This window comes from Cedecea sp. B1(4), assembly GCF_059414925.1.
On sequence record NZ_JCAHMZ010000008.1, the window covers coordinates 359,567 to 374,918 of the forward strand.

Consider the following 15,352-nt stretch of genomic DNA (forward strand, 5'->3'; position numbering starts at 1 on the left):
ATACATAAATCGAGCATTTAGATACATTCTTGACCGCCTTATTAGTTAGTTAAAGCACCAAGCAAATTTTAATCCTTTAATTTGATTTAAGTTAATTAAATATTTTACAGACTTAGTAAAAAAGGAGGTTTTATGTCTAAGAAAATGATGGCTCTTAATATATTTTTAGCTGAAAAAAAATACGCGTCCAAGGACTTTACTTTTTTCCTTTCTAAGGTCTGTAAAGAATATGCACTAAATGGTGTAAAAGGTATCAAAGGTTCCTGTTTTATAAAAGATGTAAAGGACAACACACCCAAATGGAAAGAATTCTTCGAAGGGTTTACTGGAAATAAAATAAATGATTTAATAACTAGATCCAGTTCAGCAGTGCTGTTAATTAAATCTAAATCAAGAGTGTTTGCTATCACTTTCGGATATGGAAGAAGTTTATTAGAACAATCTTACTTTGTTTCAGACTTTGGTATTAAGTCAGCGTTAAATATGTTGAAGCATGATTCGCTAAGAAGTGTTGATACATTCACCATTGATGATTCTCCGGTGCAAAAGAAAACACAAGCTTCTTTAGGAACTGAGATATCTATGTTTGGCGTAGATATTTCTAAAGATATTTTAAGATCAGTCACTGGTTTACCTTTAGATGGGGTTTCCTTCAAAAATATTTGTGGAGGAGATAATTCACTACAAGTAAAAATAGAGTTAGAGCCAAGTGATTTGGTTCGTTACCTCGATGAGTGTTTACAACGCTATGAAGGAAAAGAGTATTTAAAGCAATTCTCATGGGTAGATAATCTAAAAAAAGTAGGTAAGCCAGCTACGATTGAGGAACTGGACGATTTATTGATAGGGATTATAAAATCAAAAAAATATGATGATGTTTCGATAGTAGCCCCGGAAATAATGAATGATGAAGATATAGAATACTTTAGTTTTACTAGAGCTAAGAGTAATATTTCTTATAGCATTGATAAAAATATATATTTTAATACTATCGAACTTCCGAATTTTGATATCGATAAATTAAAGAGAGATAAGCTTTTTGCTTTTAACCATCAAGGTTCCGAAGTTAAGGCATTCTCAGTCTATAAATGCCTTAACTTGGAAATAACGCATAAAAGAAAAACATATATGTTGTTTCTGGGGCAGTGGTTTGAAATTGAAAAGAAATTTTCAGAATACGTTGAAAAAGAATTAAGCATTATACCTACACATAAAAATTCATTCCCTGATCTAATAAGAACAATAGATAAATCTACTAATAAAGAGAAACTAGAATCCGAGGGCGATTATAATGAACGCATTAGTAAAACCAAATCTTATATTCTTATGGATAAAAAACTAGTTAAAAGCAGTAGGACTACAACTTCCATAGAATTATGTGATTTAGCTGATGTTAAAAATAAAATTTTAATTCACGCCAAACATAGAAAAGGCGGTTCCTCTGGTTTAAGTCATCTTTTCGCACAAGCAAGCATCGCTTCTGAACTGATTCTCAGTGACGAAGAGTTTAGAAAAGCAGCACGGGTTGTTATAAAAAATAACTACGGAAATGCTGCGATGAGCCTTGTACCAGAAAAAAAAATAAAGAGTAGTGAATTCGAAATTGTTCTATTAATGTTAGGCTGTGATAACAATAAATTACTAAAAAATTTACCTTTCTTCAGTAAAGTCAATCTGATGAATACGTATTCAAATCTTACTCAACGTGGATTTAAAGTTACTGTGGCATCTGCAAAATAAGATACCATTTAAATCAAGGCAACTCAGAGAAACTCCGCTTCTCTGAGTTGCCTTGATTATCTGCTATATGATTGAAAAAATGGATCACTCTATAAATGGTACAACATGAGATAACTCTTTAATATTATATTTGTAAATATATGCCAAGAAAAAATCTCGAACTGGAATACTTATTTCAGTTTCCAATAAATTTTAGTAATTTGATATATGCATACCTATCCGTGCCCTATCTATTTCCATTGAAATGTTTTATAACGCGCATGTAAACCTAAAAAAGAATTATTCATTAATTAATGTTGATTGACCTGCCCCTAGGATTAGATACAACCTTCAGTTAGTAATGTCGGTTGGTTTTTCTTCATATTTCCCGTTTCGCCAGTCCGCTGCAAATTCAGCCGGAGTCTGGTAGTTCAGCGATGAATGTGGACGACACTCGTTATAATCCTGCCGCCAGTCATTAATCTTTTTCCGGGCGTGAACGATATCGCTGAACCAGTGCTCATTGAGACACTCATCCCTGAATCGTCCGTTAAAACTTTCAATAAATCCGTTCTGTGTTGGCTTGCCCGGTTGGATAAGCCGCAGCTCCACCCCATGCTCATAAGCCCACTGGTCAAGTGCTCTGCGCAGGTAAACTCCGGCCCCTGGTCCGTTCTTATCGTCGCCGGATAGCCGCGAAACAGTGCAATACTGTCCAGAATTCGCGTGACCTGCACGCCTGAAATCCCGAATGCGGTGGTAATTGTCAGACACTTCTTCGTGAAGTCGTCCACGCAGGTCAGGTACTTGATCCTGCGACCGGTGGCCAGCGCGTCCATGACAAAATCCATCGACCAGGTCAGGTTGGGCGCCTCCGGGCGGAGCAGCGGCAGACGTTCTGTTGCCAGCCCTTTACGACGTCGTCTGCGTTTTACGCCCAGCCCGTTAAGGTGGTAAAGGCGGTACACGCGCTTGTGATTAACATGAAGGCCTTCACGGCGCAGTAACTGCCAGATGCGTCGGTAGCCAAAACGCCTGCGCTCCAGGGCCAGCCCAGTGATGCGCCCTGATAAATGCGCATCAGCCGCCGGACGCTGAGCCTCATAGCGGCAGGTCGACAGGGACAAACCTGTAAGCCTGCAGGCACGACGTTGCGACAGACCGGTCACATTACACATAAATTCAACGGCTTCCCGCTTCTGGTCTGTCGTCAGTACTTTCGCCCCAGAGCCACCTGAAGTGCCTCCTTATCCAGCATTGCTTCGGCAAGCAGCTTCTTGAGTCTGGCGTTCTCTTCCTCAAGCGACTTCAGGCGCTTAACCTCGGGCACCTCCATACCGCCATACTTCTTACGCCAGGTGTAAAAGGTGGCGTCGGAAATGGCGTGCTTACAGCAAAGCTCACGGGCAGAAACCCCGGCTTCGGCCTCTCGGAGAATACTGATGATCTGTTCTTCGGAAAAACGCTTCTTCATGGGGATGTCCTCATGTGGCTTATGAAGACATTACTAACATCGCGGTGTATTAATCAACGGGGAGCAGGTCAATCTTCATGCGGATTAATAATTAGATAAAATCAATACCATATTCTGGATAAAATAATTCCCAATTGCGAAAAAGGACTAATTAGAATAGTTAAATTCATTATTATCATTGATTGTAAGAATGATCCTGAGTCCCAACTGAGAGAACGCTAATGTTTTCCAATTATTATATTCTAGTAAAAAACCCACCCTCCCCAAAAAAAATCGGAATAAGGGCGTTAAAGAACACAACACTAAAACTAAAAAGAATGAAAACTTCAAAAGCTTTTAATTATCGATTCAGTTCAAATACTTTAACATTCTTCCCTCACCTACCAGTGAGGGAAATATATATTTAGCAACACATATTTGAAACAAAAAACAATACTGCCATGGATAATAATACCAATTAATCACGAGCAATCCAATCATATGGAATCAACGCCGCACCACGCCACTCCTCTACTAAATGGACGTTATCCAGACTATTCCACACTTCTTCATCAGCGTGATCCAATACAATAAACTGGAATAAACCTTTGGTTGACGCTATAAATTTATTTAAAACCTCAAAAACTTTACGGACTGCAATAATATCCTCACTCTGCCAGTCAGGCTCACTATTTTCACTACCTAAAGATCCCGCTTGCCTTACAGGAAAATATACTTGACTTGGCTGATCATAAATGAGCAAACTTGGTACTGGATGCTGAGAATTTCGCGTAAATATCCATTGCAAAGCTAGCGTTGTAGCAATATGGTAAGCTAACCAGTTTGCTCCACTCCCCGTTTCCCAGAGATAATCATCGCGCTCTCCTCTACTAACTTTTACAGTTAAATCATTAATAATTAACCTAACTGGCGAATCTGGCCACTCTCCATCCAAATAAGGAAGTAATTTCCCTGTTGCTCGTTGAATTTTATCAAGCGCTATATCGAGTTTACGTGTAATTTCTTTCTCTGAAACTAATTTCGATAACCTATTTTGCTCTAACTGTAATTCTTTAATTTCATTTATCAAATTAGTTAACACATCTGTACTTTGATACAAGCGTAATGCTTCCTCCAGTCTACCAATAAAACGGGAGATCAATTCTCCTTGCGTGTTATATTTTCTTACTTCTTCAGACTGTTTCTCTAACGCTCGTATTTCTTGCTTTATTGACGCTAACTCTTTCGTAAATTCATGTAGTTCGGAACGAAGATGTAAAGTCTCCTTATCCAAAGAATGGTTGACTTGTGGATAAGAACGCAATTGCAGTTCAATACCTTCAAGTGCGAGACAAAGCTTCCTAATTTTTTCGTAGCTTCGTTTTTCATTTAACGGCTCAATTGTTTCAGCGCGAGTACATTGTTCACGGATCCATGTAGATAGACTAAGACGCTCTCTTTTTACTTCAAGCCCTTTTTTATATAAATCACTACTATCATTAAGCCTCTCAAGTTCTACAAGTTGGCTTCGAATCTTATTAATTTGTGTAATATTACTTACTTCTCTTGCTCTCAATTTCTTTAATTCAGTGATAACGTATTGTGTTGAATCTAAAGAAGGTTGAGAAACTTTAATATCCTTTTTAAGGATTGACTTCAAAAGCTTTAAAGTTGCAGGCCACTCGTCAGGAATAGCCTGTTCTACGGGTAAAAGCCCGTATTCAATAGCAAGTGACAACCAAATCCGACTTTCTCGTTGCCAGGCATCTCCTGAGGCTTTACGTGTTTTAAGTTCTGTTTCTTTACGACGTAATTGACGAGTAACTCTATCTAACTCATGTCTTGCCTGAAGAACCAAGGGGCTAATAGCACCCAAAACATACGGAAATATAGTCTTAAGCTTTTCTCTATGCTCTGTAGTATCTGCTTTAAAGAATAAAACATCTGGATTTGCTATTATGTTTTGTGGCTGAAAAATAAATGCCATTAAGTCACGGAAACTTGGACGGCTGCGAAAATTATCATGTCCAGTTGGTTCAAATGCTAAATCTGATAAACCTGCCAAACGATCCAAGATTCCTTTCACATGAGTCATTGTACTATTTTTCTGAGGAGCTAATGCAGGTATAATTATTCCATCACCTTCTTCTATATACATTTCACTAGTTCCCTGCTGATTACCAGGTTCTTTACGTGCCAGCAATTTTGGTCCTTCAGTAGTATCAATCAATACACCAAACCACGAACATGATTCTCGAATGACGCCTACTGGAATTGCACATTTATCAGAACATAGACAATAATCGATAATAGGGATAACAGCCGACTTACCTGTTTTTGATGCACCACTGATAATGTTTACTTTTCCGGGTTCAAATTCTACAATCCGTGGTTGATGATTTGTTTTAGGCCAAAGTACCAATTTTCTTATTTGAAAATACATCAGAAATCCACCATCAATGTTTTTGCAATTTGTTGTTCCGAAACTTCAGAGAACCAATACGCTAATTTATCACAGCAAGCATGAATTTTTTTCAAATCATCCGATAGCAATGGTAAATCAAGCTCTGAATCATCACATCTAACTATTAACGTTGCTGTTTTAGTGTCAATTTCTAATAACCCAGCAACTTCTGCAACACTTAAAGATTCAAATGTAAGTGAGCGTAATTGAAGAGTTCTTTCATGAATTGTAAATATTGCTTCTCTCTTTTTTTGTATTTTCCCTGCAAAGAGATGTATACCTGAAGCCTTTTGTGTACTACAAATGAGTTTAACAGTTGATTTATGTAAAATAAGCGGTAAAACTAGAAAAGCGATAGTAAGAGTGGGACACTCCTTCTTGTAATGTTGATAATATCGGCAAAATAGCCATAAAAAAAAGGCTCCCATAGCACTATTTTGTACTAAAGCTGCATCATTCAGTTCGGGCTTTCTCAGTTCTATTCTCATTATTCATCCTTATCGAGAAGCTCTATATAATTCGGATGCCATCCTAGACGGAGATCGTCAGCCAGAAGATTGAAACCTCCATTAGTAAAATATTCAGGGACTATCTGATTATCGAAAGATACTTTTGTAGCGGAACAACGGCTATAAATAACTTTACCTCTGCTTATTTCAGGCTTGTCAGAGTGGAAAATCTCAATATCATCGCATGTTGCATCGTACTGTCTTAACAATGAATTATGCCATTCAGAAATATTTTGTTCAAATATCAGTCCATTTTCGGCCCACATGGTTATGTTAGCATCCGTCTTTAATAGGTCACTGACAGCCCTAAGCTGACGCTCTTGAGGAAGCTCTATCAATTTTAGTTGTTTTATAAACGTGGGGGCCCGTTTGAGCAATGCTTCAGCATCAGAATTATTAATTTCTGTACTGAGTGGCTGAAGGTATCCAGGAATATTATTTTTCTGTACAAAATTTATAAACACTTTTCTAAATTCCTGCACAGATATAACTGCATTTTGTTTATTACGGATAAGTCCATCAGCTTTTTCTTTTGCCATTCCTATCGCATACCGGCAAGTTAGTTCAATTAGTTCTTCTGCAATTGTAGGTTTTAAACACTTACGAATTGAATCGAGCGGATCTATTCTGTCATTCTCTATAACTAAATTTTCAATTATTGCTTTTTGTTCTTCTTGTGTAGCATTAAGAAACCGAGAAATATATTTCATACATGCAGGTTCTGATTTTAATTTTTTCAGTTCACTCTGCAAAAAAAACATCAGTTTTTTAATATCGTCATCATTTTTGGAATTATGAAATAGCGAACAAATTGTACCTATATTTTTTGCAGGTGTAACATAGTAGCGAAAACTTACTTTGCTAAGACATATATCATTTACTGTCACTATGTCGATCCAGTTAGAAATTGTCTTCCAGAAATCCTCCGACCAGTCTGATAAAGGGTTATGCGTTAAAGCACTTTTAGTCTGCTCCAATATAATCCGGCCATCAGGATAATGTACGGCTACGTCGTCAAGATACTCGAGCGATACACATGCATCATCAGAACAGTTGAGAAGATGGTAGCAGAGGCGAACAGGTTGAAGCGCAAATCCCAAATATTGGCCAGGCGCACTGGACTTTGGTTGGGAGGATTTTCCTATACTCATTCGACTTGCTACCTTGCAGTTCTGGTTCAGGATATAATCTGAACAACATGAAAATTATGGATAATTTTGAAGAAAGTATAAAAAATACGCAAGCATAATTCCATACTAAATCTAATGTTGAACGCGACATCGTGAAGAACATCACGACGAATCATATCTGCATATCATGCATTATGCGGTTTGCTTTATAGCTTCCTTAGCAACCGTCACTTTGCAGAATGCTTAGAAGGAACAATCTAGCTCAATACAGCTCCTTTGTATTAGCCTGCAACTTAACGGCTACTTTTCTTTCAAACATACTTTCAATGCATTCCCCGTACCACTGCATCATCTCCCTCCGCCCTTCCAGATACTGAGCATGGTTGTACGTCCCGCGAATCGCATTCTTATCGACATGCGCAAGCTGAGTTTCAATCCATGCCGTATTGAACCCTTCCTCGTGCAAAATCGTACTCATCGTGTGGCGGAAACCATGCCCCGTTACCTTCCCCGTGTATCCAATCCGCTTAAACACCTGATTAATACTCGCTTCGCTCATTGTTTTGCGGGGATCATTCCTCCCAGGAAACACCAGAGGATATTGCCCAGACATCACTTTGAGCTGCTGTACGATCTCTAGTGCTTGGGTAGAGAGGGGGACAAGGTGAGGCCGTTTCATCTTCATTCGGTCGGCAGGAATTTCCCATACAGCTTTCTCAAGATCAAACTCACTCCAGAAAGCACCTCGAAGCTCGCCGGTGCGAACTCCCGTAAGGATTAGCAGGCGAGCGGCAAGGACAACTAGCGGGCTTCCTGTATAGCTGGATAGGGCTTCAAAGAAGTCTGGTAACTCTTCAACAGTCAGGAAGGGATAATGCTTCGATTCATGCCCTGACATCGCGCTGGTTAGATCCGCTGCAGGATTGTATTCCGCACGACCGGTAACTATGGCGTAACGAAAGACTTCACTGCAGCGCTGGCGAACCTTCTTGGCCTTCTCTGTCGCGCCACGGCTTTCCATTCGACGCAGCACATTAAGCAGAACCAGCGGTTTGATTTCATTCACCGGCAGTTGGCCGATATAAGGGAAAATATCTTTATTGAAGGCCTCCAGAATGTCAGAAGCATACCCTTCTGACCATCTACTCACCTTCGTACCGTGCCACTCAAGTGCCACAGACTGGAACGTATTATTGAGTTGCACATCGCGAACCAGCTTTTCTTCTTTTTTAGCAAACGATGGATCGATACCTTCGGCCAGTTTTTTCTTGGCTTCATCACGTAGTGCCCTCGCTTGTGCAAGGGACACTGCTGGATAAACACCAAAAGCCATACGCTTCTCTTTTCCATTGAAGCGATATTTCATTCGCCAGTATCGAGAACCAGAGGGTACGACTTCAAGATACAAACCAGCACCATCTGCCAGCTTGTAGGCTTTCTCTCTGGGTTTAGCAGCATCTACCTGTCGGGCATTAAGCTTCATTGGGGGCATCTCCCTGGACCGAACACAGAATGCCCCCACTTATGCCCCCAACTGTGACTTGATTTCGGTTGAGTACAGTTGATAACAGGAGATAAGATACGGGCCAGAAACCGCAGTATACGGGCTTTTAGTTGATTTCGGTAGACTTGGGAAGAGCTTGAAATGGTGCCGATAATAGGAGTCGAACCTACGACCTTCGCATTACGAATGCGCTGCTCTACCAACTGAGCTATATCGGCTTTCAGGACGCGCCACGAGCGTGGCTGCGGTGTAAAAGGTTAAGGAAGATAGGGTGATGCGTCAACCACTTATCAAACTGACTGCTGGTTTTTGCATCACCCTGTCTTCAATTACGCACGAATCGTGTCGTCGCCGAAGCCGATCCACTTGTAGGTGGTTAAGGCTTCCAGCCCCATCGGGCCGCGGGCGTGCAGCTTCTGGGTGCTGACCGCCACTTCCGCTCCAAGACCGAACTGGGCGCCGTCGGTGAAGCGGGTTGAGGCGTTAACGTACACGGCAGAGGAATCCACTTCGTTAATAAAGCGGTTCGCGTTGCGCAGCGTACGGGTCAGGATCGCGTCCGAATGCTGAGTACCGTGCTCACGAATATGGGCGATGGCATCATCAAGATCCGCCACCACTTTCACATTCAGGTGCAGCGACAGCCATTCGTCGTTGTAATCCGCCTCCTTCACCGCTTCCACCGCCGCCGGGCCGGTTTGCAGTACAGGCAGCGATTTCTCGTCAGCATGCAGGGTCACACCGGACTCGGCCATCTGCTTGCTCAGCGCAGGCAGGAAGCAGTCGGCAATCGCCTGGTGCACCAGCAGCGTTTCCACCGTGTTGCAGGTGCTCGGGCGCTGGGTTTTGGCGTTCACGATGATTTTCAGCGCCGGTTCAATTTCGGCGGTGTCGTCCACCACGATGTGGCACACGCCGATGCCGCCGGTGATCACCGGGATCGTCGACTGTTCGCGGCAAAGTTTATGCAGGCCCGCGCCACCGCGAGGGATCAGCATGTCGATGTAGCGATCGAGGCGTAGCATTTCGGTGACCAGTGCGCGGTCCGGGTTTTCAATCGCCTGAACGGCCGCTTTCGGCAGGCCACACTCTTCCAGCGCCTGCTGGATCACCGCCACCGTGGCGTTGTTGGTACGCCAGGTTTCTTTCCCGCCGCGCAGAATGGCGGCGTTGCCAGTTTTCAGGCACAGAGAGGCGACGTCCACGGTCACGTTCGGGCGAGCTTCATAGATCACGCCCACTACGCCGAGCGGCACGCGGCGGCGTTCGATGCGCAGCCCGCTGTCCAGCAGCCCGCCGTCGATCACCTGCCCTACCGGGTCGGCTAGGCTGCACACCTGGCGCACATCGTCGGCGATGCCCTTCAGGCGAGCCGGGGTGAGCTGCAGGCGGTCGAGCATGGCTTCGCTGAGGCCGTTTTTACGCGCCTCGTCCACGTCCTGCTGGTTGGCGGTCAGGATCTGCTCCGAACGCGCTTCAAGGTAGTCGGCAATTTTTTCCAGCACGCGGCTCTTTTCGCGGCCGGAGAGCAGTGCCAGCTGGTAAGAGGCCTCTTTTGCCGCTTTGCCCATTTGTTCAAGCATTGATCTGCTCCTTAATTAACAATCATGTCGTCGCGATGCACGGCCACCGGGCCGTATTCATAGCCGAGGATTTCGTCGATTTGCTGGGAATGATGCCCGGCAATGCGGCGCAGCGCGTCGCTGTTGTAGCGGCAAACGCCGTGGGCGATGTCGCGCCCTTCCAGGCTGCGAATGCGGATTACCTCGCCACGGGAGAAATTGCCGCTCACGCTTTTGATACCTTTAGGCAGCAATGAACTACCGCGCTCCAGAATAGCGGACAGCGCGCCGTCATCCACGGTGATTTCGCCGGCAGGCGGAGCGCCAAAGATCCAGCGTTTGCGGTTCTCCAGCGGCGACTGCTGCGCGTGGAAGCGCGTCCCTACAGGGTTGCCGGCCATGACGTCGCCGATAACGCCCGGCTTGCTGCCTGCAGCAATAATAACGTCGATACCCGCGCGGCAGGCCACGTCGGCCGCCTGGAGCTTGGTGCCCATGCCGCCCGTGCCGAGGCCGGAAACGCTGTCGCCCGCAATGGCGCGCAGCGCATCGTCGATGCCGTGCACTTCTTTAATCAGTTCCGCTGCCGGATTGTTACGCGGGTCTGCGGTGTAGAGGCCCTGCTGGTCGGTGAGCAGCAGCAGCTTGTCGGCCCCGGCCAGAATCGCGGCCAGTGCGGAAAGGTTGTCGTTATCGCCGACTTTGATTTCCGCCGTCGCCACGGCATCGTTTTCATTAATGACCGGCACAATGTTGTTATCTAACAGCGCTCTGAGCGTGTCGCGGGCATTAAGGAAGCGTTCGCGATCTTCCATATCGGCGCGGGTCAGCAGCATCTGCCCGACGTGAATGCCGTAAATAGAGAACAGCTGTTCCCAGAGCTGAATCAGGCGACTTTGCCCTACCGCGGCCAGCAGCTGCTTGGACGCGATGGTGGCGGGGAGTTCGGGGTAGCCGAGGTGTTCACGCCCGGCGGCAATCGCCCCGGAGGTCACAATCACAATACGATGCCCCGCCGCGTGCAGCTGGGCACACTGGCGAACCAGTTCAACAATATGGGCGCGGTTCAGGCGGCGGGAGCCACCGGTTAATACGCTGGTGCCTAGTTTTACGACCAGCGTCTGGCTGTCACTCATGATTCTCTGCCGTTTCTACAAATAAGGGGAAATTAAAAAGCCAGATGACGTTGTAACAGGAGTCGCGCGGCTTGCCAACAGGCGGCGTGGGAAAAGGGCTAATAAGCCAGAAAGGATCGCTGACGATAGCGGATATATTTTACATTTTTATGACATTCAAACTTTATTACGTTTATTTAATCTTTCTCCTAAATTGTCATAAATCTTTAATCTGAGAACGATAAAACCCTTCCTGTTTTTAGCGGGAGCCCGACTCCCAGAACAATTTTGCAAGCGTTCATCATTCTTGGGATAACAAATGAAAAAGAGCACACTGGCATTAGTGGTAATGGGCATCATGGCGGCTTCTGCAGCTCAGGCAGCCGAAGTTTATAACAAGAACGGCAACAAGCTGGACCTGTATGGCCGCGTAAAAGCCGAACATTACTTCAGCGATAACAACGGCTCTGACGGCGACCAAACCTATGCTCGTCTGGGCTTCAAAGGCGAAACTCAGATTAACAGCCAGCTGACCGGTTACGGCCAGTGGGAATACCAGATTGCGGGTAGCAAAGCAGAGAACGACTCTACCGGCACCAAAACTCGCCTGGCGTTCGCGGGCCTGAAAGCCGGGGACTACGGCTCATTCGATTACGGTCGTAACTATGGCGTGCTGTACAACATTGGCGCTTACACCGATATGATGCCAGAGTTCGGCGCTGACTCTTTCGTCAGAGCAGATACCTACATGACCGGTCGTGCAACCGGCGTGGCAACTTACCGTAACAACAACTTCTTTGGCCTGGTTGACGGCCTGAAGCTGGCCCTGCAATACCAGGGCAAAAACGGCGGAGACAGCGCCAACTCCCGCGGCGATATCACTCGCCAGAACGGTGATGGCTTCGGTACCAGCCTGTCATACGACATCGCGGACACCGGCCTGAGCGTGGGCGCAGCATACGCCAACTCTAACCGTACCAGCGATCAGAAAGCCTCCACTTTCGGCAAAGGCAGCAAAGCTGAAGCCTGGACCACCGGTCTGAAATACGACAAAAACAACGTGTACCTGGCCGCTATCTATGCAGAAACCAGCAACATGACCCCGCTGAGCGGCACTGCGCTGATCAACAATGTGTCAACCAAAATGAGCGGCTTTGCCAATAAAAACCAGGCGTTCGAAGCCATCGCTCAGTACCAGTTCGACTTCGGCTTGCGTCCATCCCTGGGCTATGTTCAGTCGAAAGGGAAAGACATTGAAGGCGTGGGTGATGCGGATCTGGTGAAATACATCGACGTAGCAGCGACTTACTACTTCAACAAAAACATGTCTGCGTTTGTGGATTACAAAATCAACCAGCTGAGCGATAACAACAAGCTGAATCTGAACAACGACGACGTTGTTGCGGTAGGTATGGTTTACCAGTTCTAATTCGCGATACTGCGGATAAAAAAATCCCCGTCAGCTTGACGGGGATTTTTTATTTTCAGGCGGAGAGTTTAAGCGACTTTTCTGCAAAGTTCTCGGCAGGCACCAGCCCAAGTTCAAGGGTGGCGAGTAAATCTTTCAGGCGTCCGTGGAAACCGCGCAGCGTCTGCTCCAGTTTTTCATCCACTTCTTTATCTTTTGCCGGGGTCGCCGTCCATTTGCCGTCTTTATCAAACAGGCCGAACTGCCAGGTGTAGGTAAACTGCTTTTCCTGGGCTTCCAGCACCATCCACCATCCCCAAAATTCGCGTTTCTCCGGCGCGGGTTTTACGTTAACGCACACCGCCAGGCAATCGAAGAAGAAACGGTTGTCTTCACACTGCTCTTCCCGGATATACGGGCCAAGCGAGGCGAACTTTCTGATCAGTCTACTTTTCGGGTGTCCACTCGGTAACGTCATTACGATCTCCTGTTGTGAAGCAACTGTTTTAGCAAACCGCCGTAATTTAGCAAATATTTAACGTAATCTTTGTTTCACCCAGCCGGTAATTTCCCGCAGCGCTTTGTCAAAGTTTTGATACACCGGCTTAAACGGGATCGGGAGTAATTTGCCGTCGGCAGATGACGAAGTGATTAAACGAGATTCTTCTTCCGGGCTGAACGGATCGTTCTCCCAGAAGCCTGACAGCATTGGCGTTGGGCAACGGCGGCCCAGCAACCCCTGCGTTTTCAGGGAGTAGCGGTTTAGCTCCACGCTCAGCGCGCTGTCGGAGATGCTGGTCATGCCCAGGCGGCTCGCCAGCACGTCAATGTACATTTCCGGCACGTTGGCCTGGCGCTGCGGGTCGCTCAGCAGGGCGTGAACCACCGGCCCAAGGCAGGCAACGGCTTTCAGGCGCGGCGCTTCGAGGTAGGCCAGGCGCACGGCGACGTTGGCTCCAAAGCGGAAACCGAACGCCGCAACGCGGGTGTGATCAACCCACGGTATATTCGGTAGCGCTTTGAGCACGTGCTGGTGCAGCACGCTGGAATCCTGGGTCAGTTTCCATTTAGAGGAGAAGCCCACAGAAGGCATGTCGATGGTCAACATCGCGATGCCCTGTGGGGCAAAATATTTCTCAAACAGGCTGTAATAATCGCTCTGTAAGGCATCGAGGCCGCCGCACATCAGCACGGTCGGGAATGGCCCTTCTGCCCCTTTAGGCATGTGCAGGAAGCCGCTGATGGTGCCGCCACCGGTCATCGGGAATTCAAGCTCGCGCAGCCCGCCGGACAACCGGGGAGCCGCCTCTTCGTAAGCCCGATTAGCCAACACCTGGGCCTGCTCCGCCAGCGCATCCCCTTTCAGATGCGGGTAAGCTGCAATGCTGTAGAGGTTAGCCGCCTGCAGCCAGAATTTGCCGATTTTCTCTTCGTCCGTTTCCTGGCCGGCACGCTGCTGCCAGAGCATCGCCTGCTTCGACCATTCGTAGATCCAGTTCCCCCCGCGATAGCCCATCACGGTATCAAACAAGTCGTCGTTGGTACGTTCAGCCTCGGTGCAGGCAATCCGGGCCTGGACTTCGAGGATTTCGCGCGGATCGACCCCGCGCCAGATCCACATCAGGCGGTTGATCATGCGGTACCAGTGGGGCACGTTTTTGCCGTCCAGCGCGGACTGGATCGCGGGCGTGGCGGTATGCCGCGCGCGACGAACAAGCGTGGACGTTTCCGGGTGTTTGAATCTTGGCTTAAAGAGGGTTTCGCTGAGGTTGGCCTGCGACATCGTTTCACTGCCTCCATGAATACGAGAAACGTCGCTATTGTAGCCTGATACGGTCCAAATAACACAAACGCCCGGCAATGCCGGGCGCCAAATAAATGACAAAGCTCAAATCATGGAGGGATTAACGGCCAGCCAACGGCGGCACAAACACCACGCCCATATCCCACGGCTGCTCAATCCAGGTGTCCTGCGGAATATCAATCACGTAATCGTCCACCAGCGGCTGACCGGCTGGTTTAGCGAAGATAGTGACGAAGTGAGCTTTCGGATACATTTCGCGAATGGCTACCGCGGTGCCGCCGGTGTCGACCAGGTCATCGATCACGATAAAACCTTCGCCGTCGCCTTCCGCACGCTTCAGCACGGTCAGCTCACGCTGGTTGTCGTGGTCGTAGCTGGAGATACAAACGGTATCAACATGGCGAATACCCAGTTCACGAGCCAGCAGCGCGCCCGGCACCAGGCCACCACGGCTAACGGCAATAATGCCTTTCCACTGTTCGGCTGGCAGCAGACGCTGAGCCAGTTTGCGGGCGTGAATCTGCAACATGTCCCAGGTGACGACGTATTTTTCGCTCATGTGAAGTGTCCCGGCCTGTAAATAACGGCTTAAAAAGTATTCGAAGGAGTTTTGGTTGCGCGAGATTATAGAGATCTGACGCACTAAAAACCAGTGCCGCAGGCCATTGGCAGCGGATTTTGCTC

General features: G+C 46.7%; 11 protein-coding genes, 1 tRNA gene and 1 pseudogene. 2 read left to right on the plus strand and 11 right to left on the minus strand.

Annotated features, from left to right (window positions below):
• Window positions 1-132 precede the first annotated feature (132 nt).
• Complete coding sequence (locus ACR6JA_RS18815; protein WP_494493984.1) at window positions 133-1,740, plus strand: TIGR04141 family sporadically distributed protein; 1,608 nt, start codon at window positions 133-135, stop codon at window positions 1,738-1,740.
• A 330-nt stretch (window positions 1,741-2,070) separates the two neighbouring features.
• On the opposite strand, the pseudogene ACR6JA_RS18820 reads toward ACR6JA_RS18815, so the two are convergent.
• The 8 genes and pseudogenes from ACR6JA_RS18820 to proB all read right to left on the minus strand — a co-directional run bounded on the left by ACR6JA_RS18820 (window position 2,071) and on the right by proB (window position 11,477).
• Window positions 2,071-3,193 (minus strand): annotated as a pseudogene (locus tag ACR6JA_RS18820) (IS3 family transposase).
• A gap of 457 nt (window positions 3,194-3,650) precedes the next feature.
• Window positions 3,651-5,615, minus strand: coding sequence for a DUF3732 domain-containing protein (locus ACR6JA_RS18825; protein ID WP_494493983.1), 1,965 nt, complete (start codon window positions 5,613-5,615; stop codon window positions 3,651-3,653).
• Window positions 5,615-6,124, minus strand: coding sequence for a three component ABC system middle component (locus ACR6JA_RS18830; RefSeq protein WP_129985706.1), 510 nt, complete (start codon window positions 6,122-6,124; stop codon window positions 5,615-5,617). The genes ACR6JA_RS18825 and ACR6JA_RS18830 overlap by 1 nt, the downstream gene beginning before the upstream one ends.
• Window positions 6,124-7,296, minus strand: coding sequence for an ABC-three component system protein (locus tag ACR6JA_RS18835; protein ID WP_129985708.1), 1,173 nt, complete (start codon window positions 7,294-7,296; stop codon window positions 6,124-6,126). The genes ACR6JA_RS18830 and ACR6JA_RS18835 overlap by 1 nt, the downstream gene beginning before the upstream one ends.
• Before the next feature lie 241 nt (window positions 7,297-7,537).
• Window positions 7,538-8,758, minus strand: coding sequence for a tyrosine-type recombinase/integrase (locus tag ACR6JA_RS18840; RefSeq protein WP_116541138.1), 1,221 nt, complete (start codon window positions 8,756-8,758; stop codon window positions 7,538-7,540).
• Window positions 8,759-8,921: 163 nt separating this feature from the next.
• Window positions 8,922-8,997: transfer RNA gene (locus ACR6JA_RS18845), tRNA-Thr, on the minus strand.
• Between the two features lie 111 nt (window positions 8,998-9,108).
• Window positions 9,109-10,362, minus strand: coding sequence for a glutamate-5-semialdehyde dehydrogenase (gene proA, locus ACR6JA_RS18850; protein ID WP_494493982.1), 1,254 nt, complete (start codon window positions 10,360-10,362; stop codon window positions 9,109-9,111).
• Between the two features lie 11 nt (window positions 10,363-10,373).
• Window positions 10,374-11,477 carry a glutamate 5-kinase gene (proB, locus tag ACR6JA_RS18855; protein ID WP_045781450.1) on the minus strand — a complete coding sequence of 368 codons (1,104 nt, stop codon included), beginning with the start codon at window positions 11,475-11,477 and terminating at the stop codon, window positions 10,374-10,376.
• Window positions 11,478-11,775: 298 nt separating this feature from the next.
• Here proB and ompC point away from each other — a divergent pair, with 298 nt between their 5' ends.
• Window positions 11,776-12,885 carry a porin OmpC gene (ompC, locus tag ACR6JA_RS18860; protein WP_494493981.1) on the plus strand — a complete coding sequence of 370 codons (1,110 nt, stop codon included), beginning with the start codon at window positions 11,776-11,778 and terminating at the stop codon, window positions 12,883-12,885.
• A gap of 55 nt (window positions 12,886-12,940) precedes the next feature.
• Here the strand turns inward: ompC and crl are convergent, their stop codons facing one another.
• The 3 genes from crl to gpt form a co-directional block, all read right to left on the minus strand.
• Window positions 12,941-13,342, minus strand: a complete 402-nt coding sequence (gene crl / locus ACR6JA_RS18865) for a sigma factor-binding protein Crl (protein ID WP_008457351.1) — start codon at window positions 13,340-13,342, stop codon at window positions 12,941-12,943.
• Between the two features lie 57 nt (window positions 13,343-13,399).
• A complete protein-coding gene (gene frsA / locus ACR6JA_RS18870; RefSeq protein ID WP_494493980.1) occupies window positions 13,400-14,647 on the minus strand; it encodes an esterase FrsA in 1,248 nt (415 codons plus the stop codon).
• Between the two features lie 121 nt (window positions 14,648-14,768).
• Window positions 14,769-15,227 carry a xanthine phosphoribosyltransferase gene (gene gpt / locus ACR6JA_RS18875; protein WP_008457349.1) on the minus strand — a complete coding sequence of 153 codons (459 nt, stop codon included), beginning with the start codon at window positions 15,225-15,227 and terminating at the stop codon, window positions 14,769-14,771.
• Window positions 15,228-15,352 lie beyond the last annotated feature (125 nt).

Coding starts and splice junctions, on each gene's coding strand:
- ACR6JA_RS18835 (WP_129985708.1), bottom strand. CDS start 7,296: ATGAGTATAGGAAAATCCTCCCAACCAAAGTCCAGTGCGCCTGGCCAA.
- proA (WP_494493982.1), bottom strand. CDS start 10,362: ATGCTTGAACAAATGGGCAAAGCGGCAAAAGAGGCCTCTTACCAGCTG.
- ACR6JA_RS18830 (WP_129985706.1), bottom strand. CDS start 6,124: ATGAGAATAGAACTGAGAAAGCCCGAACTGAATGATGCAGCTTTAGTA.
- proB (WP_045781450.1), bottom strand. CDS start 11,477: ATGAGTGACAGCCAGACGCTGGTCGTAAAACTAGGCACCAGCGTATTA.
- ACR6JA_RS18840 (WP_116541138.1), bottom strand. CDS start 8,758: ATGAAGCTTAATGCCCGACAGGTAGATGCTGCTAAACCCAGAGAGAAA.
- ACR6JA_RS18825 (WP_494493983.1), bottom strand. CDS start 5,615: ATGTATTTTCAAATAAGAAAATTGGTACTTTGGCCTAAAACAAATCAT.
- ompC (WP_494493981.1), top strand. CDS start 11,776: ATGAAAAAGAGCACACTGGCATTAGTGGTAATGGGCATCATGGCGGCT.
- frsA (WP_494493980.1), bottom strand. CDS start 14,647: ATGTCGCAGGCCAACCTCAGCGAAACCCTCTTTAAGCCAAGATTCAAA.
- ACR6JA_RS18815 (WP_494493984.1), top strand. CDS start 133: ATGTCTAAGAAAATGATGGCTCTTAATATATTTTTAGCTGAAAAAAAA.
- crl (WP_008457351.1), bottom strand. CDS start 13,342: ATGACGTTACCGAGTGGACACCCGAAAAGTAGACTGATCAGAAAGTTC.
- gpt (WP_008457349.1), bottom strand. CDS start 15,227: ATGAGCGAAAAATACGTCGTCACCTGGGACATGTTGCAGATTCACGCC.